We start from the raw sequence: 22,605 nt of genomic DNA on the forward strand, positions 1-22,605 counted from the left end.
GGCCAACGGGGATGAATCCCCTCGCCACAGATGCTTCATTTACCGATACAAAGATGTTTTTTCCGGCAAATGGCGTTTTTTGCACGCTAACTGCCGCTTTGCCACCTTGCTCTGCGCGGCTGCGTCTACGATGCTTGATGAACAACGACAACACCTGAGTAACCGCCATGAAGACCGTCGCCCAACTGCTCAAGCTCAAAGATCAGAAAAATCAGGAAGTGCACCAGATCAAACCCGATCACATGGTGCTCGAAGCGCTGATGAAGATGGCCGAGAAAAACGTCGGCGCCTTGCTGGTGGTCGAAGACGACAAAGTGGTCGGCATCATCAGCGAGCGTGACTATGCACGCAAACTGGTGCTGCACGGGCGCTCTTCGGTCGGTACGCCAGTACGAGACATCATGGTCAAGGACGTGATTACCGTGGATACCCGACAAACCGTCGACACCTGCCTGGGCATCATGTCGGACAAACGCCTGCGCCACTTGCCGGTGGTCGAGGACGGCCAGTTGATCGGCCTGCTGTCGATCGGCGACCTGGTGAAGGAAGCGATTGCCGAACAGGCCGAGCTGATCAAACAGCTGGAGCAGTACATTCGCGGCGAATGAGCCCACCGCCGTCGTCCCCTTGGGAGCGAGCCTGCTCGCGAATGCGCCAGGTCAGTGATGATCGTTCCCACGCTCTGCGTGGGAATGCAGCCCGGGACGCTCTGCGTCCCTCTAAAGCCGAACGCGGAGCGTCCGTTGAGGCATTCCCACGCAGAGCGTGGGAACGATCTCGCCCGTCAGGCCGGCCAATGCCGCTCAAACACCGGTGCCAGCACCGGGTGCCGGTCGATCCTTTGCAGCCACGCATAAAAGCCCGGGCGGGTCTGGCGCAGGTGTTCGCGGCTGCCGGCCCAGCGGCTCACCACGGCCGCCAGCACATCCAGCGCGCCGGGCGTTTCGTCATCCAAATATAGCTCTCCGGAAAACTGATCGGCAAACACCTCCCAACTGAAGTGCAGGCGCTGGCGCGTGCCGGCGATCAGGTTTTGCCGTGCGCTCTCGTCGGGCGTGCTCAGCCAGCGCTCGGGGTAATCGATGATGCCGACCGCTGCGTAGCAATTGCTGACGATGTAGGCGAGGCCGCGAATCGCCTGATCACGATCGGCAGCCTCACTCGGCAGCAGGCCGGACTTGGGAAACGTCAGGCCCAGATGAATCAGGATCGCCGCGCTTTCAGTCATGGCGCTGCCGTCCGGCAGTTGCAGGGTCGGTATCTGTTTCAACGGATTGAGTTTGCCCAGCGCCTCGTCGGCCTCGGCGCTGGCTTCGGTATCAATGAAGCGATAGGCGATCTGGCACAACTCCAGTGCCGCCTCGATGGCAGCCGCGCCGGAATTCTTGTGCCCGTAGAGCTGGTACATGTCCGTTCCCCCGATAAGGCCTTTGCACAGGGTAGATGGCTGGCTGGCCTGACGTAGAAAATTCTGCAAATGTGTCGTGATTGGCACGTTTTTCCCATGCACTGCCGACTTGCGAAATCAACCTTCGCCAATCAGCGCTGGCGGTGCCCATCCCGCACCAAGAGCATTCATCGAACGCTATCCGCGTTCTTGTAAGGTGCGACAGCGAACCAAAAGTTCGCCTGTCCGAGCTGGCAATAAGGAGTTCACCTGTGAATCTTCAAATGCTCCGCCGTACGACATACCCCACTCACTCGCAAATCCAGACCCAAGTTCAGCCGAGCCTACTCAGCCTGGCGCGTTTCTCCTTTATTACCTGAAACCAATGCACACTTTGCGTGCCTGGCGATCGAGCAATCGCCGGGCGCCGAGTGTTATTTATTTTTTAAATACGGCAATTAATAAAAGGCACAACAACAAGATTGTCGAACAATGACTTTCCGTCATTGAAGTTGCACCAAAAGCGCACGCCCGAATGTGATGCAGTTAACCAATACTCCAGAATCAAAATAAGGAACTTGTCCCGTGAGCCGCTGAATGACTGACCTGCACCAAATCGATTCGCTACGCACCGATAGGTGCTGAGCCTGATCACCGAGCAGCCGCTCTATCCCGTGGATTGGCGTGATACAGCGTTCCCTCTGACTCGCTCTGGAAAAAGCCCTTCTGCGAGGACTTTAGGACCACTTCGCGCCGAATAAACAGTGGGCGAACTTGAAACTTATATAAATGCGACACCAGCAACACCGAAGGATATGAGTTCAACCGGTTTCAGCAACATCTGGCACACCTGTTGCAAACTGTAACAAACCTGAGACAGCTCACGTCTCCACACAACAACAAGCCACGGAATGGATAATGAACAATCGATATAGACGCTACTAAGCCACTAAGTTTGTCCGAGGCCATTTAAACAGATAGTCCAACTATCGGCCCGCGTACACCTTGAAGAAAGTTGCACCCACTCACTCGAACATCAGCCATATGTTCGGACGGCACCTTATTGCCCTTCATCTGCCCCGAGGGAGCTTTAATGAACGATGCGGTAAAGCACAAAACCCTGCCGGGGCCGTTGCAGCAAGCGCCGGTCTCGCCGGCAACGGGCAGGCCGGCGTTTACAGCCAATACGTCACGACCCGGCGGGTTGAACAAACCACAGATGCTCTTGCTGATCGCCGTGTCGGCGCTGATACACGGCGGCGCGTGGTGGGTCTTCCATCAGGCGCGTCCGGAGCCACTGCCGACGCCGCCGGAAATCCCGGAAATGACCGTCGAGCTGACCAGCCCGACGCCTCCGGCCCCGCCAACACCGGAACCACCACCGCCGCCCCGCCTCCACCGCCGCCGGAACCCGAGCAGCCGGTGGAAGACGAGGACGCGGTCAAGCCGCCGCCCAAACCGGTGGAGAAGCCCAAGCCGATCGAAAAACCAAAACCGGTCGAGAAACCCAAACCGGTGAAGAAAGTCGAGCCACCAAAAGCGCCGCCAGCCCCGGCGCAACCTGCCGCACCTGCGGCGCCGACGACACCGAGCGCACCACCGGCACCACCTGCTGCGCCCGCTCCGGTCAAGGAGTCGGCGGCGATTTCCGGCCTGGCCAGCCTTGGCAACCCGCCGCCGGAATACCCGTCGCTGGCGCTGCGCCGCAATTGGGAAGGCAGCGTGGTGCTGCGCATTCAGGTGCTGGCCAGCGGCCGTGCCGGCAGCGTGACGGTGACCAAGTCCAGCGGTAAGCCGCAACTGGATGAGGCGGCCGTCGCGGCGGTGAAGAACTGGAAGTTCATTCCGGCCAAGCGCGGTGACACGCCGATCGACGGCTTCGCCACCCAGACCATCGATTTCAAATTGCCGCAATGACGGCGCAACCGACTCATTACTGATTAACGCAAGCGAGGTGTAGCCATGAACGATTCACTGTCTTCGATGATTGTCCCCGGTGTGCTCTGGGGCCTGGTGCTGTTTTCCGTGGTCAGTTGGGCGATCCTGCTGGTCAAGTCGGCCCAGTACCTGCGCCAGAAAGCGCAGAACAAACAGTTCACCAAAGCCTTCTGGAGCGCGCCGGACCTGCTCACCGCCGCCGAACACGCCAGCCAGTATCCAGGCTCGCTGGCGCGCATCGCCAGCAGCGGTTTCGAAGCCCTGCTGGTGGAAGAGTCGCCGCGTACCACGCAACAACTGGCGCACACCATCAACCGTTCCGATCGCCTGGAACGCAACCTGCGCCAGCAGATCCAGAAGGAACGTCGCTCGCTGGAAAACGGCCAGGCGATCCTCGCCAGCATCGGCAGCACCGCGCCGTTCATTGGCCTGTTCGGCACCGTGTGGGGAATCATGGAAGCCCTGCAAAGCATTGGCGAAACCGGCTCGGCCAGCCTTGAAGCGGTCGCCGGCCCCATCGGCCACGCACTGATCGCTACGGGCGTGGGCATCGCCGTCGCGGTGCCGGCAGTGCTGATCTACAACTTCTTCCTGCGCCGGCTGAAACTCGCCTCGGCGGACATGGACGACTTCGCCCACGACTTCGACGCCCTCGCCTCGCGCAGTGCGTTTTCCATCAGCCGCCAGGCCATTGCCAGCAAAAGCACCAACGCCGTGCGGGAGGCCAGCTGATGTCCTTCTCTACCCAAGACAGCGATGAAGTGCTCAGCGAAATGAACGTCACGCCGCTAGTCGACGTCATGCTCGTGCTGCTGGTGGTGTTCATTGTCACCGCGCCGCTGATGACCAACGCGATCAAGGTCAACCTGCCGAAAACCGATGCCGTCGCCCCTGCCGAAAAGAAAGACCCGGTGGTGGTCAGCGTCGATCAGGACGGCAAGTTCTATCTGGCCAAGACCGAGCTGGCCCCGGAATCCCTCGAGGCCAGCCTCAGGGAGGTCAAGGCCAAAGACGCCGACGTGCGCGTGCAGTTGCAGGCCGATGCCACCGTCAATTACGGCCAGGTGGCCAAGGCCATGGCATCGATCGAACGCTCCGGCATCAGCAAGATTTCGGTGATGACCACCCACTGAGTGCGGTGCCGGGCGGCTGTTGAAAGCATCCGCCCGGCACCGCTGAAAAAAGAAATCCCGTCGCACCCGGCCGACCGAAGAAACGCCACGCGTCTTCGGAGGGGATCGGCTTGCTTGAAGAAAGTGGTTTTCCGCGCGCGGTATCACCGGAAGCGGAGCAATGAGCGGCTCACAAGGCCAATTCGATAACGTCTGAAAATCGGAAACAACCATGCTGATGAACACTCCACGCTTCACGCTCAAACCTTTGGTGGCAACGATGTCTCGCCACCGTTTCGTTCCGCTGTATCTGGTGGCCATGGGGATGGGCGCCGGGACCGTGCAAGCGGCCGAGGACGACAACAGCGCCACGCCGGCAGCCGCTGTCGTGGCGGCGCCGACCACGCAACTGCAACGGGTCGAAGTGACCGGTTCGGCGATTCGCCGGGTCGATGCGGAAACGGCGGTGCCGATCACCATCCTCAAGGCTGAAGAGCTGCGCAAACAGGGCGTGACCACCACCGCCGAACTGGTGCAGCGCATCACCGGCAGTCAGTCGATCAACAACAGCGCCGGCTCCGTCGGCGCGGCAACGGGCGGTGCGTCGTTTGCCGACATGCGCGGCATCGGCGCGAACAAGACGCTGGTGCTGCTCAATGGTCGACGCCTGGCCAACAACGCCCTGTCGGGGACCAACTCGGCCGGCGGCGCGGTGGACCTGAACATGATCCCGTTTGCCGCCATCGAGCGCGTGGAAGTGCTGCGCGACGGCGCCTCGGCCCTGTACGGCACCGACGCCATCGGCGGTGTGATCAACTTCATCACCAAGAAATCCCTTACCGATGGCGCCCTGACCCTCGGTGGCGAAACGCCGACCCACAGCGGTGGCGGCGCGACCAAGGACATGAGCGCCAGTTGGGGCTACGGCGATCTGGAAGAAGACCGCTTCAACGTCCTCGGCGTGTTCAACTACAACAAGCAGCAGAACCTCGACGCCAACGACCGCTCCTTCGCCACCGACTACGCGCCCGGTCGCGGTCTCGATCAGACCTCCGGCACCGCGTTCCCCGGCAACTACAGCCAGAACGGCAACGCCACCAACCCGTTGGCCAACAGCAACTGCAACGGCCCCAACCTTATCGCCCGCGACGGCTTGTGCCGCTTCAGCACCCGTGAATTCATCGACCTGGTGCCACAGACCGAGAAGACCTCGTTCTTCGGCAAGACCACTGCCAAGCTCGGCGATGATCACAACGCCAACCTTGAATATTTCTGGTCGCGCAACAACAACGCCGTCGCCGTCGGCCCGGCGCCACTGACCGGTCTGAGCCTGGATTCCTCGTCGCCGTACTACCCCGGCAATGGCATCACCCCGGCGCCCACCGATTTTGCCCTCGACCCGACGCAGCCAGTCGACGTCAACTGGCGCGAGACTGCCGCCGGCCCGCGTGAATCGAAAGACCAGAACACCAGCCAGCGCTTTCTGCTGAGCTTCGATGGTCTGGTTGGCGGCTGGGATTACAACGTCGGCGCCTCGTACAACCAGAACAAAATCGTCTCCAGCGTCACCAGTGGTTATGTCAGCGACCAGGCGATGATTGACGGCCTGGCCAGCGGTTTGCTCAACCCGTTCGGCCCGCAGACCGCTGCCGGCCAGCAGTACATCGATGCCGCCGCGTACCACGGTGCCTACTCCACAGCCGTGGGCCGCGTCGCCGGTTTCGATGGCCGCGTCAGCCGTGAAATCGGCGACTGGTTCGGCGCAGGTCCGTCCGGTCTGGCGCTGGGCGGCGAGTACCGCAAGGAGAAATTCCATCAGGACTTCGAGTCGTTCGCCGGCGACATCCAGAGCCTCGGCATTGACCCGGCCGGTAGCGTCGAAGGTGATCGCAGCGTCAAGGCCGCCTATGCCGAACTCAACGTGCCGGTGCTCGACAGCCTTGAACTGTCCGCCGCTGTGCGCCACGACAAATACAGCGACTTCGGCAGCACCACCAACCCGAAATATTCGTTCCGTTATCAGCCGTTGAAAGAGCTGGTGGTGCGTGGCGCCTACAGCGAAGGTTTCCGCGCGCCGTCGCTGTACGAGCTGTATTCGCCGCGCAGCATCACGTTCACTCAGGGTTACTACAACGATCCGGTGCTGTGTACCGGCGGCGTGGTGCAACCGGGCGGTAACGGCGGGCGTGATTGCGGTCAGCAATTCCTCAACCAGATTGGCGGCAACGAGGATCTGGCCCCGGAGAAGGCGCGCAACGTGACGTTGGGCTTCGTCTCCCAGCCGATCAGCACCCTCTCGGTGGGTCTGGATTTCTGGTGGATTCACATCTCCACCCAGATCCAGCCGTTCCCGGAATCCACCGTGTTCGATCAGGCCGGATCCTACCCGGACCGCTTCGTGCGCAACGCCGACGGCACGCTTAACTACATCGTTACCGGCAACGCCAACCTCGGCATCGTCGAAACCAATGGTGTCGATGTGTCGCTCGACTATCGCTTCCCGAACACGCCGTACGGTCAGTTCGGCCTCGGTCTGCAAGGCACCTATGTCGACGAGTACGACTTCCAGAGCACCATCAAAGGCCCGTTCACCGACAAGGTCGGCGACTTTCAGGGTGACGGCGTGATCGCGCGCTGGAAGCACAACCTCACCGGCAGCTGGAGCCTGGGTGCGGCGCGAGCAGCGCTGACCAACCGCTTCACCACCGGTTACAACGATTACGACCGCGACACCCATTCGCGCGTGGCCTCGTATTCGGTGTGGGATCTGTCGGCCGGTTACACCTTCAACAAGGTACTCGACGTCGATGCCGGGATGAAGAACGTGTTCGACCGCAACCCGCCGTTCTCCAACCAGGCTTACAACTTCCAGAGCGGCTATGACCCGCGCTACACCGACCCGCTGGGCCGGACATTGTTTGCGCGCATGACTTACCACTTCTAACCCCAAATAAAACGCATCCCTCTGTGGGAGCGAGCCTTTGTGGTGAGGGGATTTATCCCCGATGGGGTGCGAAGCGCCCCCAGGACCTGCCGACGCGGAGCATCAGAAGTACAGCATGCATTGATCTTGCGACTGCCGCGCAGCCGATCGGGGATACATCCCCTCGCCACAAGGGCTCGCTCCCACCGGGGGTCCGGGTTCCTTCAGGGATTTCAAGGGTGACTTCATGAGTTTTTTGCGCAACATGGCTGGCCTGCTGCTCGGCAGTGCGCTGCTGTGCACTGGCACTTCGGCGCTGGCCGGCGGCAGTCACGCGCTGACGGTGTACGGCGAGGCGCCGAAATATCCGGCCGGCTTCAAGCATTTCGATTTTGTTAACCCCGACGCGCCCAAGGGCGGTTCGCTCAGCCGTGCGTCGATGGAGATCGGTCAATATAACTACATCACGCCGTATGCCGATCAGGGCATTTCCGTGGTGCAGGTCAATGACTGGGTCTACGCGCCGCTGGCGTTTCGTTCGCTGGATGAGCCCTACACGGTTTACGCTCTGGTTGCGCAGCAGATCGAGCGCGATCCCGAAGGTTTGTGGGTGCGCTTCACCCTCAACCCCAAGGCACGTTTCGCCGACGGCACGCCGATCACCGCCGAAGACGTGCGCTACACCTTCAACCTGCTGATGACCAAGGGCAGCCTGAGTTATCGCCAGCAATATGCCGACGTGCAAGACGTGCTGGTCGAAGGTCCACGGCAGGTCCGTTTCACCTTCAAGAACAACCTCAATCGCACCCTCGCGCTGGATCTGGCGACGCTGCGCGTGCTGCCCGAGCACTGGTGGAAAACCCGCGACTTCGCCAACGGCGGCGGCTTCGAGCCACCGCTGGGCAGCGGGCCGTACCGGGTGAGCAAGGTCGACGCCGGGCGCAGCATCAGTTTCCAGCGTGACCCGGACTGGTGGGGCAAGGACCTGCCGGTCAGTCGCGGCATGTACAACTTCGACAGCCTGACGGTGAATTTCTACGGCGACACCGACGTCGCCCGCCAGCTGTTGCAGGCCGGCGCGTTTGACTACAACCGCGAGTTTTCTTCCTCGGGTTACGTGGTTGGCTACGACAGCCCGGCCCTGCGCGACGGGCGCTTGCAAAAAGCCATTCTTGCGCCGCACAAACCCACCGCCGCCCAAGGTTTTGTGTTCAACCTGCAAAACCCGATCTTCCAGGACCGCCGCGTGCGCGAGGCGATCAGCCTGCTCTGGGATTTCGAGTGGACCAACAAACAGATGATGCGCGGCTTCTACGTGCGTCAGAACAGCTTCTGGCCCAAGAGTGAAATGGCCGCCAGCGCCCTGCCCGATGCCGAGGAACTGAAGATCCTCGAACCGTTGCGCGGCAAGGTTCCTGACGAGGTGTTCACCACGGTCTATGAAGCGCCGAAAACCGATGGCAGCGGCTACATCCGCGACAAGCAATTGCAAGCGCTGAAGCTGCTCGGCGAAGCCGGTTGGACGGCGAAAAACAATCGTCTGGTCAACGCCGCCGGCGAGCCGCTGGAATTCACCTTTCTCGATGGCCAGGGCGGCTTCGATCGCATGCTGCTGCCGTTCAAACGCACCCTCGCGCAGATCGGCATCACGCTCAATCTGCGCCGCATCGATTCAGCGCAATACATCAACCGTCTCAACGCCCGCGATTACGACATGATCGTCTGCGCTTTCCCGCGCAGTGGCGATCCGATCGTCTCCCCGGGCCGCGAATTGTATAGCCTGTACGGCTCGCAAAGTGCCACGCAAGTCGGCAGCTCGAACGCGATGGTGCTGGCCGATCCAGCGGTCGATCAACTGCTCGACGGGCTGGTCCAGGCCAACAACCGCGAAGCCATGGTGCATTACGCCCGCGCCCTCGACCGGGTGCTGCAATGGGGTTACTACATGATTCCCAACTACTACTCCAAAGGCACGCCGACGGTGTATCAGAACCGCTTCGGCATGCCCGCCGTGCAACCTTCGTATGACGAAGGCCTCAACACCTGGTGGGAAGTCTCGGCCAGGCCGCTGACGACTCAGCAGATGAGCGCTCAGCTTGCGGGAGGCCAGTGACATGCTGCGTTATCTGAGTCGCCGTTTGCTGCTGATCATCCCCACGCTGTTGTGCATTCTGGTGGTGAATTTTCTTATCGTGCAGGCCGCACCCGGCGGCCCGGTGGAACAAGCCATCGCCCGCCTGCAAGGCTTTGGCGGGCACAGCATGGGCGGTGGCGGCGAAGTCGCGGCGGTCGGCGGTGCCGGGCGCAGCAGCCGTGGGCTGGACCCGGCGCTGATCGAGGAAATCAAACACCATTACGGCTTCGACAAACCGCTGTACGAACGCCTGTGGCTGCTGCTGAAAAACTACGCACAACTGGATCTGGGCAACAGTTTCTTTCGCGGCGCCAAGGTCACCGACCTGATCGTGCAGAAGCTGCCGGTGTCGTTGTCGCTGGGCTTGTGGGCGACGCTGATTACCTACCTGATTTCAATCCCGCTGGGCATTCGCAAGGCAATCAGGAACGGCAGTGCCTTCGATGTCTGGAGCAGCACCGCGATCATCGTTGGCTATGCGATGCCGGCGTTTCTCTTCGCCATTCTGTTGATCGTGGTGTTCGCCGGGGGCAGCTACGTCAACTGGTTTCCGGTGCAGGGGCTGGTGTCGGACAACTTCGACAGCCTCAGCACATTGGGCAAGGTCGGCGACTACCTCTGGCACCTCGTACTGCCAGTCACGGCGCTGGTGATCGGCGGCTTTGCCACGCTGACGATCCTGACCAAGAACAGCTTTCTCAACGAGATCAGCCGGCAGTACGTGATCACCGCACGAGCCAAGGGCCTGACCGAGCGGCGCGTGCTCTACGGCCACGTGTTTCGCAACGCAATGTTGTTGGTGGTTGCGGGTGTGCCGTCGGCGCTGATCGAAGTGTTTTTCGCCGGCTCCCTGCTGATCGAAACCATCTTCAACCTCGATGGCCTCGGGCGCATGAGCTACGAAGCGGCGGTGTCGCGCGACTATCCGGTGGTGTTCGGCGCGCTGTTTCTGTTCACCCTGTTCGGCCTGCTGATCAAGCTGATCGGCGACCTCTGCTACACCCTGCTCGACCCGCGCATCGATTTCTCGGCGAGGACTGCCTGATGTTCACACTGTCGCCTCTGGGCCAGCGCCGCGTCGCGCAATTCAAGGCCAACCGCCGTGGGCGCTGGTCACTGTGGCTGTTCATCGGCCTGTGCCTGATCTGCCTCGGTGGCGAGCTGATCGCCAACGACAAGCCGCTGGTGATCCGCTACCACGACGCCTTTTACTTTCCGATCCTCAGCGATTACCTGGAAACCGATTTCGGCGGCGAGCTGCCGTTTCAACCGGATTACGCCAGCAGTTACGTGCACAAGCTGATCGAGGATCAGGGCGGCTGGATGCTGTTTCCGCCGATCCCGTTCAGCTACGACACGGTCAACTACGACCTCACCGAACCGGCGCCCAGCCCGCCGTCATCGAGCAATTGGCTGGGCACCGATGATCAGGCCCGCGATGTTCTGGCGCGGGTTATTTTCGGCACGCGGATCTCGATTCTGTTCGCGCTGATCCTCACCGCCATCAGCGCGTTGATCGGCATTGTCGCCGGGGCCTTGCAGGGCTACTACGGCGGCTGGGTCGACTTGCTCGGGCAGCGCGTACTGGAAATCTGGTCGGGGCTGCCGGTGCTGTATCTGCTGATCATTCTGTCCGGCTTCGTCTCGCCGAGTTTCTGGTGGCTGCTGGGGATCATGGCGCTGTTTTCCTGGCTGGCGCTGGTCGACGTGGTGCGCGCCGAGTTCCTCCGTGGACGCAATCTCGAATACGTGAAAGCCGCGCGGGCGCTGGGCCTGACCGACAGCGAACTGATGCGCCGGCACATTCTGCCCAACGCCATGACTTCCACCCTCACCTACCTGCCGTTCATTCTCACCGGCGCCATCGCCACCCTGACCGCGCTGGATTTCCTCGGCTTCGGCATGCCCGCCGGCACCGCGTCGCTGGGCGAGTTGATCGGCCAGGCCAAACGCAATCTGCAGGCACCGTGGCTGGGGCTGACAGCATTTTTTGCCCTGGCGCTGATCCTGTCTTTGTTGGTTTTCATCGGTGAAGCGTGCCGAGATGCCTTTGATCCGAGGAGCTGACATGCAAGACAACCTGATTGAAATTCGCGACCTGCGCGTCGCCTTCGCCGGGCAGGAAGTGGTGCACGGTGTGAACCTGGATATCCGCCGTGGCGAGTGTCTGGCGCTGGTCGGTGAATCCGGCTCGGGCAAGTCGGTGACGGCGCATTCGATTCTGCGTTTGTTGCCGGGCAAGAACGTCAGCAGCAGCGGCGCGATTCGCTACAGCGGCGTGGATTTGCTGCACGCCAGCGAACAGCAGATGCGTGGTCTGCGCGGCAATCGCATTGCGATGATTTTCCAGGAGCCAATGACCTCGCTGAACCCGTTGCACACGGTGGAAAAACAGATCAGCGAAGTGCTGGAAATCCACAAGGGCCTCAAGGGCCGCGCCGCCCGCGCGCGGACCCTGGAACTGCTGGAGCTGGTGGGTATTCGCCAGCCGTTGCAGCGCTTGAAAGCCTATCCGCATCAGCTTTCCGGTGGTCAGCGGCAACGGGTGATGATCGCCATGGCGCTGGCCAACGAGCCGGAACTGTTGATTGCCGATGAGCCGACCACGGCGCTGGACGTAACCGTACAGCAGAAGATTCTTGAACTGCTGATCGAGTTGCAGCAGCGCCTCGGCATGTCGCTGTTGCTGATCAGCCACGACCTCAATCTGGTGCGCCGGATCGCTCAGCGTGTGTGCGTAATGCGTCAAGGCGAGATCGTTGAACAGGCCGATTGCGAGACGCTATTCCAGGCGCCGCAGCATCCTTACAGCCGCTTGTTGATCGAGGCTGAACCGAGCGGCGCGCCAGTGCCCAGTGAGTACGAGCACAACCTGCTGGAAGTGGATGATTTGAAGGTGTGGTTTCCCCTGCCGAAAAAACTCTTCAGCCGTCAGCAGGATTACATCAAAGCGGTAGACGGGGTCAGTTTCACCCTGCAACGCGGCAAGACATTGGGCATCGTCGGCGAGTCGGGTTCGGGCAAGTCGACGCTGGGCCAGGCGATCCTGCGACTGGTCGAATCAGAGGGCAATATCCGTTTCGGCAACAAGCAGTTGAGCCTGCTCAATCAGCGCCTGATGCGCCCGCTGCGCCGGCAGATTCAGGTGGTGTTTCAGGACCCGTTCGGCAGCCTCAGCCCACGCATGTCGGTGCAGCAGATCATTGCCGAAGGCATGCTGACCCACGGCATCGGCAGCGAGGCCGAGCGCGAGGCAGCGGTAATTCGCGTGCTCGAGGAGGTCGGCCTCGATCCGCAGAGCCGCCATCGTTACCCTCACGAGTTTTCCGGCGGCCAGCGCCAGCGCATCTCCATCGCCCGCGCACTGGTGCTGGAACCGGCGCTGATCCTGCTCGACGAACCGACGTCGGCGCTGGATCGCACGGTGCAGAAGCAAGTGGTGGAATTGTTGCGCCAGTTGCAGATCAGGCATGGGCTGACGTACCTGTTCATCAGCCATGATCTGGCAGTGGTGCATGCGCTGGCGCATGACTTGATGGTGATCAAGGACGGCAAGGTCGTGGAACAAGGCTCGTCGCGGGAGATTTTCGCTGCGCCGAAACATCCGTATACCCAAGAGTTACTGAAAGCCTCGGGCCTCAAGCCTGATGAAGAACCCTGTGGGAGCTGGCTTGCCAGCGATGGCGGTGTCTCAGAAAAATCGACGTCTGCTGACACGACGCCATCGCTGGCAAGCCAGCTCCCACAGGTATAGAGGTGATCCAAAAATATTTTTCCGGCACTGCATCCAATCGCCTCCGCCACGGGTAGTCCCTGTAACAGCCCACTCTGGTGCTGTCAGCGCCCTACCCTTTTCGGAGAATCATCGGATGAACATCACCCAGCTGATTGGCTTCACCGGTTTGCTCGCTTTCACCGCGACCACCTTCGCCCAGAGCAGTTATCCCGACGCGATCAAGGTGCCGGACGGGCACAAGATTGCCCTGGAAACCACCGGGGTTGGCGAGATCACCTACGAATGCCGCGACAAGCCCAATATGGCCGGACAGACCGAGTGGACCTTTGTCGGCCCGAAAGCGGTGCTCAATGATCGCAGCGGCAAACAGGTCGGCACCTATTTCGGCCCGCCAGCGACCTGGCAAGCCAAGGACGGTTCGAAAGTCACCGGGACGCAACTGGCCGTGGCACCGTCGAGCCCGGGCAACCTGCCCTATCAACTGGTCAAGGCCAATCCGGCCGAGGGCAAAGGTGCGATGACCGGGGTCAGCTATATCCAGCGTGTCGCGCTCAAGGGCGGCGTCGCGCCGGGCAGTGAGTGCACCATGGCGAACAAGGGCAAGCAGGAAGTGGTGAAATACCAGGCGGATTATATTTTCTGGGCGGCGAACTGATATTCGGAAGCAGTGCACAATCCTGTGGGAGCGAGCCTGCTCGCGAAGACGGAGTGTCAGTCGCCTTATTAAGTTCTGACCCACCGCATTCGCGAGCAGGCTCGCTCCCACAGGGAATAATGCCTCTGGATGTTTGGGAAATGTGAGCTAGATTGCACCCCATGCCTTTACCCGAATCCGTTTTCGATTACGAAGCCCGCCTCAAAGCCTGTGCCCGGGGCGAGCGCGCGGCTTTGCGCGATTTGTATGTGCAGGAAGGCCCGCGCCTGCTCGGCGTGGCCAAGCGGCTGGTGCGCGATACGGCGCTGGCGGAGGACATTGTGCATGAGGCGTTCATCAAGATCTGGCACGGTGCGGCCGGGTTCGACCCGGCGCGGGGTTCGGCGCGGGGCTGGATGTTCAGCGTGACCCGGCACCTGGCGTTGAATCAGTTGCGCAAGCAAAGTCGGGAAACGCCGTTCAGCGAAGAACATGAGGTAGCGGCGCCTGATGAGGCGGTCGATGTTCACTCGGCGCGCATTCATCGCTGCCTCGAGCAACTGGAACCGCAGCGGCGCAGCTGCATCCTCCATGCCTACGTCGACGGTTACAGCCACGCGCAGATTTCCACACGCCTCGGCACGCCGCTGGGCACGGTCAAAGCGTGGATCAAGCGCAGCCTCAATGCTTTGCGGGAGTGCATGGGATGACCGGCGAATCAGCGCAGGAACGGGATGAACTGGCCGGCGAATACGTGCTCGGCACCTTGTCGTTCGAACAGCGCATCGAGGTGCAACGGCGCCTGCCGAACGATCCCGAATTGCGTGCAGCGGTGGATGCCTGGGAGCGGCGCCTGCTGGAGCTGACCGATCTGGCCGAACCTCAGCAACCCTCGGCGCAGTTATGGCCGCGCATCGAGCGCAGTCTCGAACGGCTGACGGTGAAGAAACCGCTGACCTCGTGGTGGAATCTGCTGCCACTGTGGCGCGGCTTGAGCGCGGCCGGGCTGGCGGCGACATTGATCCTCGGCACGATGCTGCTGACCCAGACTGCGCCGAAACCGAGTTATCTGGTGGTCCTGGTAGCGCCGCAGGACAAGGCGCCGGGCTGGGTGATTCAGGCGAGCAATGCGCGGGAGATCCAGTTGATTCCACTGGGCGTGGTCGAGGTGCCGGCGGACAAGGCGTTGGAGTTCTGGACCAAGGCTGACGGCTGGTCGGGGCCGGTGTCGTTGGGCTTGGTCAAGCCGGGGCAGGCATTGTCGGTGCCGCTGGACAAGCTGCCGCCGTTGCAACCGAACCAGCTGTTTGAGCTGACGCTGGAAGGCGCCAATGGCTCACCGATCGGCAAACCGACCGGGCCGATTCAGGCGATCGGGCGTGCGGTGAAGGTGCTCTGAGGCTCTGCTACGCGGTTGCCCGCAACCATCATCGGCGTCGATGTTCACCATCACGGCAATGAAGTTCTCATAAAAATATCCGGGCGTAAGATCAGCTCCATACCAACCAACAACACCCCGGAGCACACCATCATGAAACGCCAGACTCTTCTCAGCATCGCTTTCTCGGTTTTCGCAGTTAACGCTTTCGCCGCCACCCCGGCGCACACCATGATCGCCGCAGACGGCTCGGATCGCCTGTATCAGAACGCTGTCGCTGCCGATGGCTCTGATCGCCTGCAAGGCAACACCGTCGCCGCTGATGGCTCCGATCGCCTGCAAGGCAACACCGTCGCCGCTGATGGCTCCGATCGTCTGCAAGGCAACACCGTCGCCGCCGATGGCTCCGATCGTCTGCAAGGCAATACCGTCGCCGCTGATGGCTCCGATCGCCTGCAAGGCAACACCGTCGCCGCTGATGGCTCCGATCGCCTGCAAGGCAACACTGTCGCCGCTGATGGCTCCGATCGTCTGCAAGGCAACACCGTCGCTGCTGATGGCTCCGATCGCCTGCAAGGCAACACTGTCGCCGCTGATGGCTCCGATCGTCTGCAAGGCAATACCGTCGCCGAAGGTGGTTCGGATCGTCTGATCGAACGCCGCGTTGCCTGAATGCACAGTTTCAAGCGCAACACCGCAGAGAAACCCGGCTCCCGCAGCCGGGTTTTTTATGTCTGCGTGTTTTATCCGGCCTTGGCCATGCAGCGCTTGTAGCGCTCGTCCACGCGCTTGGCGAACCAGGCTGTGGTGAGTTTGCGGGTGATCTTCGGACTCTGCAGCACAATCCCCGGCAATACCGCGCGCGGTAACGCCTTGCCTTCGGCCCGCTCCGCCAGTTCGAACACGCGCTGATAGAGTTTGGTCTCTTCGAATTCCAGGGTTTTGCCTTTCTCCAATTGATCGCGAATCGTCGGGTTGCGCATGCCCAGCGACTTGCCGAGGGTGCGCACCGCCAGTTCGGTACTGCCGGGCATGATCGAGTCGTAGCGAATCAGGTCGCCGTCCAGGGTCAGCGGGATGCCGGAAGCGCGGCTGACCGCATTCTGAAACGCGGCATTGCGACTGGCGTACCAGCCGGCGTTGAAATCGGCGAAACGATACAACGGCTCGCGGTAATTCACCGGATAGCCGAGCAAATGGGCGATGCCGAAATACATGCCGCCGCGCCGGCTGAATACTTCACGGCGGATCGTGCCGTCCACCGGGTACGGGTAATCCTTGGCGTGCTCCTCGGCAAATTCGATGCTGACCTGCATCGGCCCGCCGGTGTGCACCGGGTTAAAGCCGCCGAACAGCGTGCGGCCCATCGGCACCATGCCGATGAAGTCGTCGAAAATCGCGCTCAGCTCTTTTTCACTGCGCGCCGCATTCAGACGTTCGCTGTAGCTCTTGCCGTTGGGCGAGCGCACTTGCAGAGCGCCGCTGACCAGCAGGCTGGGGATGTGCACCTTGGCGGCGCGGCGGTCGATTTCGTCGCGGGCGATCTTGCCCAGGCCGGGCACCGTTGGGTCGGCCTGGAACGTCGATTCCTGCTCCGCCACGGCCAGTACCGAACACAGATTCTGCGTGGTGGTGTTGATGCCTTGTGCGGCAAACGCAGCGTAGATGTCCGTGGCCCAGCCCTGACGGTCGGCAGTTTTCGCCGGCAACAGCCGAACAATTTCAGCCTTCACTTCGGCCGGCGGACGCGGCGCCGGTTCGTTGCTGCGCTGGCTGGCGCAACCGGCGAGCAGTAGCACCGCGCCGAGAGTAATGAGTAATCGCATGTTGCTCCATCCAATCAAATTAGCCACAACACCATACACAACCCCCGTAGGAGCTGCCGCAGGCTGCGATCTTTTGATCTTGTTTTAAAAGGAAAAATCAAAAGATCGCAGCCTTCGCCAGCACCCACAAGCCTGATAACAAACTGATTGCAAAACGTTACTGCGAAACCCTATCATTCGCGTCTGGAGTCGCATTAGCGCAAGGAGTTCCGCGCCGCCCTTATTTTTTCATTGGCCGTTCGCCTCCAGGTATCCGACATGCCCGCTTCAGCTCGACTCGGCGCTCCATTTCGCCCGACTTTGCTTGCCCTGCTGTGCTCCCTGACCGTCACCGCTCACGCTGCTGAACAAAACAGCAAAGCGCTGGTGCTCGACGACGTCAACGTCAATGCCCAAGCGCCTGCGCCCAACGCCCTGCCCCCGGTCTACGCTGGCGGTCAGGTTGCGCGCGGCGGCCAGTTGGGCGTGCTCGGCAATCAGGACATGATGGACGTGCCGTTCAGCGCAGCGTCCTACACCGAGCAATTGATCCAGGATCAGCAGGCGGAAAACGTCGCCGACGTGCTGCTCAACGATTCTTCCGTGCGCCAGGCCTCGGGCTTCTCCAACCAGGCGCAGGTTTTCATGATTCGCGGCCTGCCGCTCAATGGTGACGACATTTCCTATAACGGCCTGTACGGCGTATTGCCCCGGCAGATCATTTCCACCGATGCGCTGGAGCGCGTAGAAGTGTTCAAAGGCCCCAACGCTTTCATCAACGGCGTAACGCCGACCGGTTCCGGCATCGGCGGCGGCGTCAACCTGCAACCCAAGCGCGCCGGCGACGTGCCGCTGCGCCGTTACACCACCGACATCAACAGCGAAGGCCGCATCGGTCATCACTTCGATATCGGCCAGCGTTTCGGTGAAGACAACCGCTTCGGCGCGCGGGTCAACCTGTCGCAGCGCGAAGGCGACACCGGCATCGATCACGAGAACCAGCGCTCGAAACTGTTCGCCATCGGTCTGGATTATCGCGGCGATGCGCTACGGGTTTCCGGTGACTTCGCCTATCAGAAGGAACGCGTCAACGGTGGCCGCAGCTCGGTCAACCTCGGCACCGCCACGCACATCCCGGATGCGCCATCGGCGGACACCAACTACGCGCCGAAATGGGGTTACACCGACATCGAAGACACCTTCGGCATGCTCCGCGCCGAATACGACCTCAATGACAACTGGACCGCTTACGCCGCCGGTGGCGCCAAGCACACCCGTGAAGTCGGCCGGTACAACTCGACCACGCTGGTCGGCAACAGCGGCGCCTCGTTCACCACTGGCTCGTTCGTCCCGCATGACGAGGACAACACCAGCGTCATGGCCGGTCTCAATGGCAAGTTCAACACCGGCCCGGTCAGCCACAAGCTCAATTTCGGCCTGACCGGGATCTGGGCCGAGCAGCGCAGTGCTTATGACTTCGACCTGACCCGCTACTCGAACAACATCTACCATCCGATCACTCCTCCGGCACCGGTCGGCAATTTCTCTGGCGGAGATCTCAACGATCCGGGCATCGTCGGCAAAACCTTCAACCGCAGCGTGGCGATTTCCGACACCCTCGGGTTCTTCGACGATCGCCTGCTGGTCACCGCCGGTCTGCGTCGCCAGCAACTGGTGGTGCAGGGTTACAGCTACGCCAGCTACGGCAGCGGCCCGCGCTCGTCGAGCTACGACGAGTCGATCACCACGCCGGTGTACGGCATCGTGTTCAAGCCGTGGGAGCATGTGTCGTTCTACGCCAACCACATCGAAGGCCTGGCCCAGGGACCGACTTCGCCAACCAGCTCTGGCGGTTTCCGCGTGACCAACGGCAACGAGGTTTACGCACCGAAGCGCTCCAAGCAGACCGAGCTGGGCGTTAAGGTCGACATGGGCACCTACGGCGCGAGCCTGGGTGTTTATCGCATCGAACAGCCGAGCGACGGCTACTGCGAAATCAACAGCGCCACCACCTGCACCTACGTGCGCGAAGGCGAGCAAATCAACAAAGGCGTGGAGATGAACGTGTTCGGCGAGCCGATCGACGGCCTGCGCCTGATCAGCGGCCTGACCCTGATGGACACCGAACTGAAAAACACCCTCAACGGCGCCAACGACGGTAACCACGCCATCGGCGTACCGACCTTCCAGTTCAACGCTGGCGTGGATTGGGACGTGCCGGGCCTGCAAGGCGTTGCGCTGAACGCGCGGATGCTGCGTACCGGCGGGCAATACGCCGATGCGGCGAACAACCTCAGCCTGCCGACGTGGAACCGCTTCGATGCCGGCGCGCGTTATGCGTTCAAGGTGTCGGAGAAGGACGTGACCGTGCGGTTCGGCGTCGAGAACGTGGCGAACAAGAAGTACTGGGAATCGGCTCAGGGCGGCTACCTGACCCAAGGCGAACCACGGGTGGCAAAGTTGTCGGGGACGATCGACTTCTAAGCGTGATTGCGTCGTAAAAAAGGCCCCGCAGCTTCACGGTTGCGGGGCCTTTCTGGTTTTTGTGGTGCTTGATCCGGCTTCTTCGCGAGCAGGCTCGCTCCCACAGGGGTACGAGGTGCGGCTTAGATCCCGGCGAGTGCCAGATCCATCGCAAAGTAAGTGAAGATCAGATCCGCCCCGGCACGCTTGATCGCGCCTAGGCTTTCACGGACCACGCGATCTTCATCGATCGCCCCGGCCTGGGCGCCGAACTTGATCATCGCGTCCTCGCCGCTGACCTGATACGCCGCCAGTGGCAGGTTCGAGGCCTGGCGGATGTCGCGGATGATGTCGAGGTAAGCACCGGCCGGTTTGACCATCAGCGCATCGGCACCTTCCTGCTCATCGAGCAGCGATTCGCGCAGGGCTTCGCGGCGGTTCATCGGGTTCATCTGATAGCTTTTGCGGTCGCCCTTGAGCGCACTGCCGCCAGCCTCGCGGAACGGGCCGTACAGTGCCGAAGCGAATTTGGTCGAGTAGGCCATGATCGGAACCTGCGTGAAGCCGGCAGCGTCGAGCGCCTGGCGAATCGCGCGAACCTGGCCGTCCATTGCTGCCGACGGTGCGATCACGTCAGCCCCGGCGCGGGCGGCCGCTACGGCTTGTTTGCCAAGGTTGATCAGAGTCTGGTCGTTGTCGACTTCGTGGTTGTGCATCACGCCGCAATGGCCGTGATCGGTGTACTCGCAGAAGCAGGTGTCGGACATCACGATCATTTCCGGCACGGCGTCCTTGGCAATGCGCGACATGCGCGAGACCAGACCGTCTTCGCGCCAGGTGTCGCTGCCGTTGGCATCCAGATGATGGGACACGCCAAAGGTCATCACCGACTTGATGCCGGCACGGGCATAGCGCTCGATTTCGCCGGCCAGTTTGCGCTCGGGAATGCGCTGCACGCCGGGCATGCTGGTGATCGGCACGAAGTCGTCGATGTCTTCCTCGACGAAGATCGGCAGGACCAGATCGTTCAGGCTGAACTCGGTTTCCTGGAACAGACTGCGCAGGCTCGCATTGCGGCGCAGACGGCGGGGACGTGCTTCGGGGAACTGACTGGACATGGGGCCTTTCCTGAAAACAGCGGATGAGACGAAAGTCGTAGGGGGCGAAGCTTATGCCTTGCGGCGGGTGCGGGACAAACCTGGATCAATCAAGAGAGCGTTACCGGGCTTGTAATAATCTTGCATGTACATTTCAAATTCCCGTGGGAGCTGGCTTGCCAGCGATGGCGGCAGGTCAGTCACCAATGATGTTGACTGTGCTGGCTTCATCGCTGGCAAGCCAGCTCCCACAGGGGACATGTGTACAACTGAAAGTCAGGACGGGATGGTCAGGCCACGAATGACCGCCGGACGCGCGAGAAACCGCTCCAGCACCCGTGTGACATTGGGGAAATTCTCAATCCCGACCAGATCCCCGGCCTCATAGAAGCCAAGCAGATTGCGCACCCACGGGAACGTGGCGATGTCGGCGATGGTGTAGCGCTCGCCCATGATCCATTCGCGGCCTTCGAGGCGAGTGTTGAGCACATTCAGCAGGCGTTTGCTCTCTTCGACATAGCGATCACGTGGACGCTTGTCTTCGTAATCCTTGCCCGCGAATTTGTTGAAGAAACCGAGCTGGCCGAACATCGGGCCGATGCCACCCATCTGCCACATCAGCCACTGAATGGTCTCGTAGCGCAGCGCGCCTTCCTGGGCGAGCAACTGGCCGCTCTTGTCGGCCAGATAAATCAGGATCGCGCCGGATTCGAACAACGGCAGGGGTTTATCTTCAGGGCCATGGGGGTCGAGGATCGCCGGGATCTTGTTGTTCGGGTTCAGCGAGAGAAATTCCGCCGAGGTCTGGTCGTTGGTGTCGAAACCGACGCGGTGCGGCTCGTAGGGCAAGCCGATCTCTTCGAGCATGATCGACACTTTGACGCCATTCGGGGTCGGCAAGGAGTAGAGCTGAATCCAGTCCGGGTACTGCGCCGGCCATTTCTGAGTAATCGGGAATGCAGACAGATCGGTCATTGGAAGCATCCAGTCACAAATTGAAAACCGATCATAAAGTAGGCCTGCCGCTGCGCCTACACGAACCGTAACATCCTGTCGCTAACCTGCCTGCATGCCCGCAAAGGTTGCCGTTAGAGTGCTGCGCACTGGCCCGTATCGAACCAAACGGGCATTACAGGACTCTGAGCTATGCCTTTCTCGCAGAGGAAGCTGTTTACGACAGGGAAACACCCGGTGCTGGGAGCCCGCGGTGCCAAGGTTTGTCAGCCTTAACCGATTTTGCTGAAGAACCCTCGAATTGATGACGAATCTGATGAGTTTCGCCAAACGCTTCAAACATCGCGCGTACGTGGCCCTGCCCTCCCTGCTGGCAGTCAGCGCGCTGTTTCTGTCCCTCGAATCCAGCGAAAGCCGCGCACAACCAGCGGACGGCACGCAGACGCTGGTGTTCCTGCGCCACGCGGAAAAGCCCGAAGGCGGCCTCGGCCAGCTCAACTGCCAGGGCCTGAACCGCGCCATCGATCTGTCGACGCTGCTGCCGGAAAAATTCGGCAAGGCCGACTACGTGTTCGCCGCCAACCCGACGCGCAACGTCGAGGAAGGCGAGCTGGACAATTCCTACAGCTACATTCGTCCGCTGATGACCATCAGCCCGGCCGCGATCAAGCTTGGCCTGCCGGTGAACATCGAGTTCTCCGCCAACGACACCAGCGATCTGGCCCGCGAGCTGCTGGACGAGAAGTACCACAACTCGACGATCTACACCGCCTGGTCCCACGGTTATCTGCCGGAGCTGATCAACAAGGTCGCTGGCAACGCAGTGGGCGAGCGGCAGAAGATCACCGATGACTGGGCCGGCGATGACTTCGATTCGCTGTATGTGCTGACCCTGAAGTGGCACAACGGCAAGGCCAGTTTGCAGAGTCATAGCTACAAACAGGGGCTGGATAACGGCAAGGACACTTGCCCGACCTGAGTTTTGCAGTGCCTGACCTTGCGTCTTCGCGAGCAGGCTCGCTCCCACAGGGAACCGCATTTCAA

At 61.2% G+C, this 22,605-nt stretch carries 18 protein-coding genes and 1 pseudogene; 15 read left to right on the forward strand and 4 right to left on the reverse strand.

Going from position 1 to position 22,605, the window contains the following annotated elements; all coding sequences use genetic code 11:
• Positions 1-167 precede the first annotated feature (167 nt).
• Positions 168-608: a CBS domain-containing protein gene (locus OC605_RS00650; RefSeq protein WP_016775372.1), complete on the forward strand. Its 441-nt coding sequence runs from the start codon at positions 168-170 to the stop codon at positions 606-608.
• A gap of 176 nt (positions 609-784) precedes the next feature.
• On the opposite strand, the gene OC605_RS00655 is transcribed toward OC605_RS00650, so the two are convergent.
• Positions 785-1,408: a glutathione S-transferase N-terminal domain-containing protein gene (locus OC605_RS00655; RefSeq protein WP_262136036.1), complete on the reverse strand. Its 624-nt coding sequence runs from the start codon at positions 1,406-1,408 to the stop codon at positions 785-787.
• A 1,072-nt stretch (positions 1,409-2,480) separates the two neighbouring features.
• Between OC605_RS00655 and OC605_RS00660 the strand changes: the two are divergent.
• The 12 genes and pseudogenes from OC605_RS00660 (at position 2,481) to OC605_RS00715 (ending at position 15,914) form a co-directional block, all read left to right on the forward strand.
• Positions 2,481-3,304 (forward strand): annotated as a pseudogene (locus tag OC605_RS00660) (energy transducer TonB).
• 45 nt (positions 3,305-3,349) lie between these two features.
• The gene (locus tag OC605_RS00665) at positions 3,350-4,057 is read left to right on the forward strand and encodes a MotA/TolQ/ExbB proton channel family protein (RefSeq protein ID WP_122611220.1); all 708 of its coding nucleotides are present in this window, start codon (positions 3,350-3,352) and stop codon (positions 4,055-4,057) included.
• The gene (locus OC605_RS00670; protein WP_130900833.1) at positions 4,057-4,458 is read left to right on the forward strand and encodes an ExbD/TolR family protein; all 402 of its coding nucleotides are present in this window, start codon (positions 4,057-4,059) and stop codon (positions 4,456-4,458) included. Before OC605_RS00665 ends, OC605_RS00670 begins: the two co-directional genes overlap by 1 nt.
• Positions 4,459-4,669: 211 nt before the next feature.
• A complete protein-coding gene (locus OC605_RS00675) occupies positions 4,670-7,381 on the forward strand; it encodes a TonB-dependent receptor (protein ID WP_262136037.1) in 2,712 nt (903 codons plus the stop codon).
• Between the two features lie 226 nt (positions 7,382-7,607).
• The gene (locus OC605_RS00680; RefSeq protein WP_262136038.1) at positions 7,608-9,473 is read left to right on the forward strand and encodes an extracellular solute-binding protein; all 1,866 of its coding nucleotides are present in this window, start codon (positions 7,608-7,610) and stop codon (positions 9,471-9,473) included.
• Position 9,474: 1 nt separating this feature from the next.
• Complete coding sequence (locus OC605_RS00685; protein ID WP_125927583.1) at positions 9,475-10,539, forward strand: microcin C ABC transporter permease YejB; 1,065 nt, start codon at positions 9,475-9,477, stop codon at positions 10,537-10,539.
• Entirely contained in the window at positions 10,539-11,561 is a 1,023-nt protein-coding gene (locus OC605_RS00690; RefSeq protein ID WP_123442070.1) for an ABC transporter permease, read from the forward strand. The genes OC605_RS00685 and OC605_RS00690 overlap by 1 nt, the downstream gene beginning before the upstream one ends.
• Position 11,562: 1 nt before the next feature.
• Positions 11,563-13,248 (forward strand): ABC transporter ATP-binding protein, encoded by a 1,686-nt coding sequence (locus OC605_RS00695; RefSeq protein ID WP_262136039.1) that lies wholly within the window; start codon positions 11,563-11,565, stop codon positions 13,246-13,248.
• 115 nt (positions 13,249-13,363) lie between these two features.
• Positions 13,364-13,885: a DUF3455 domain-containing protein gene (locus OC605_RS00700; protein WP_016775383.1), complete on the forward strand. Its 522-nt coding sequence runs from the start codon at positions 13,364-13,366 to the stop codon at positions 13,883-13,885.
• A gap of 161 nt (positions 13,886-14,046) precedes the next feature.
• A complete protein-coding gene (locus OC605_RS00705; RefSeq protein WP_262136040.1) occupies positions 14,047-14,574 on the forward strand; it encodes a sigma-70 family RNA polymerase sigma factor in 528 nt (175 codons plus the stop codon).
• Positions 14,571-15,263 (forward strand): anti-sigma factor domain-containing protein, encoded by a 693-nt coding sequence (locus OC605_RS00710; protein ID WP_016775384.1) that lies wholly within the window; start codon positions 14,571-14,573, stop codon positions 15,261-15,263. The genes OC605_RS00705 and OC605_RS00710 overlap by 4 nt, the downstream gene beginning before the upstream one ends.
• 132 nt (positions 15,264-15,395) lie before the next feature.
• Entirely contained in the window at positions 15,396-15,914 is a 519-nt protein-coding gene (locus OC605_RS00715; protein WP_262136041.1) for a hypothetical protein, read from the forward strand.
• 71 nt (positions 15,915-15,985) lie between these two features.
• Here the strand turns inward: OC605_RS00715 and OC605_RS00720 are convergent, their stop codons facing one another.
• Entirely contained in the window at positions 15,986-17,068 is a 1,083-nt protein-coding gene (locus OC605_RS00720; RefSeq protein ID WP_130929624.1) for a DUF1615 domain-containing protein, read from the reverse strand.
• Positions 17,069-17,326: 258 nt separating this feature from the next.
• Here OC605_RS00720 and OC605_RS00725 point away from each other — a divergent pair, with 258 nt between their 5' ends.
• Entirely contained in the window at positions 17,327-19,531 is a 2,205-nt protein-coding gene (locus OC605_RS00725; RefSeq protein WP_122698480.1) for a TonB-dependent receptor, read from the forward strand.
• Between the two features lie 122 nt (positions 19,532-19,653).
• Here the strand turns inward: OC605_RS00725 and hemB are convergent, their stop codons facing one another.
• Positions 19,654-20,628, reverse strand: coding sequence for a porphobilinogen synthase (gene hemB, locus OC605_RS00730; protein ID WP_262136042.1), 975 nt, complete (start codon positions 20,626-20,628; stop codon positions 19,654-19,656).
• 255 nt (positions 20,629-20,883) lie between these two features.
• Positions 20,884-21,582 carry a glutathione binding-like protein gene (locus OC605_RS00735; RefSeq protein WP_262136043.1) on the reverse strand — a complete coding sequence of 233 codons (699 nt, stop codon included), beginning with the start codon at positions 21,580-21,582 and terminating at the stop codon, positions 20,884-20,886.
• Between the two features lie 283 nt (positions 21,583-21,865).
• Between OC605_RS00735 and OC605_RS00740 the strand changes: the two genes are divergently transcribed.
• The gene (locus OC605_RS00740) at positions 21,866-22,540 is read left to right on the forward strand and encodes a hypothetical protein (RefSeq protein ID WP_039763430.1); all 675 of its coding nucleotides are present in this window, start codon (positions 21,866-21,868) and stop codon (positions 22,538-22,540) included.
• Positions 22,541-22,605 lie beyond the last annotated feature (65 nt).

This window comes from Pseudomonas sp. Marseille-Q5117, from assembly GCF_946901175.1.
Classification (GTDB): domain Bacteria; phylum Pseudomonadota; class Gammaproteobacteria; order Pseudomonadales; family Pseudomonadaceae; genus Aquipseudomonas; species Aquipseudomonas iranensis.

Coding starts and splice junctions, on each gene's coding strand:
- OC605_RS00650 (WP_016775372.1), top strand. CDS start 168: ATGAAGACCGTCGCCCAACTGCTCAAGCTCAAAGATCAGAAAAATCAG.
- OC605_RS00655 (WP_262136036.1), bottom strand. CDS start 1,408: ATGTACCAGCTCTACGGGCACAAGAATTCCGGCGCGGCTGCCATCGAG.
- OC605_RS00665 (WP_122611220.1), top strand. CDS start 3,350: ATGAACGATTCACTGTCTTCGATGATTGTCCCCGGTGTGCTCTGGGGC.
- OC605_RS00670 (WP_130900833.1), top strand. CDS start 4,057: ATGTCCTTCTCTACCCAAGACAGCGATGAAGTGCTCAGCGAAATGAAC.
- OC605_RS00675 (WP_262136037.1), top strand. CDS start 4,670: ATGCTGATGAACACTCCACGCTTCACGCTCAAACCTTTGGTGGCAACG.
- OC605_RS00680 (WP_262136038.1), top strand. CDS start 7,608: ATGAGTTTTTTGCGCAACATGGCTGGCCTGCTGCTCGGCAGTGCGCTG.
- OC605_RS00685 (WP_125927583.1), top strand. CDS start 9,475: ATGCTGCGTTATCTGAGTCGCCGTTTGCTGCTGATCATCCCCACGCTG.
- OC605_RS00690 (WP_123442070.1), top strand. CDS start 10,539: ATGTTCACACTGTCGCCTCTGGGCCAGCGCCGCGTCGCGCAATTCAAG.
- OC605_RS00695 (WP_262136039.1), top strand. CDS start 11,563: ATGCAAGACAACCTGATTGAAATTCGCGACCTGCGCGTCGCCTTCGCC.
- OC605_RS00700 (WP_016775383.1), top strand. CDS start 13,364: ATGAACATCACCCAGCTGATTGGCTTCACCGGTTTGCTCGCTTTCACC.
- OC605_RS00705 (WP_262136040.1), top strand. CDS start 14,047: ATGCCTTTACCCGAATCCGTTTTCGATTACGAAGCCCGCCTCAAAGCC.
- OC605_RS00710 (WP_016775384.1), top strand. CDS start 14,571: ATGACCGGCGAATCAGCGCAGGAACGGGATGAACTGGCCGGCGAATAC.
- OC605_RS00715 (WP_262136041.1), top strand. CDS start 15,396: ATGAAACGCCAGACTCTTCTCAGCATCGCTTTCTCGGTTTTCGCAGTT.
- OC605_RS00720 (WP_130929624.1), bottom strand. CDS start 17,068: ATGCGATTACTCATTACTCTCGGCGCGGTGCTACTGCTCGCCGGTTGC.
- OC605_RS00725 (WP_122698480.1), top strand. CDS start 17,327: ATGCCCGCTTCAGCTCGACTCGGCGCTCCATTTCGCCCGACTTTGCTT.
- hemB (WP_262136042.1), bottom strand. CDS start 20,628: ATGTCCAGTCAGTTCCCCGAAGCACGTCCCCGCCGTCTGCGCCGCAAT.
- OC605_RS00735 (WP_262136043.1), bottom strand. CDS start 21,582: ATGACCGATCTGTCTGCATTCCCGATTACTCAGAAATGGCCGGCGCAG.
- OC605_RS00740 (WP_039763430.1), top strand. CDS start 21,866: ATGACGAATCTGATGAGTTTCGCCAAACGCTTCAAACATCGCGCGTAC.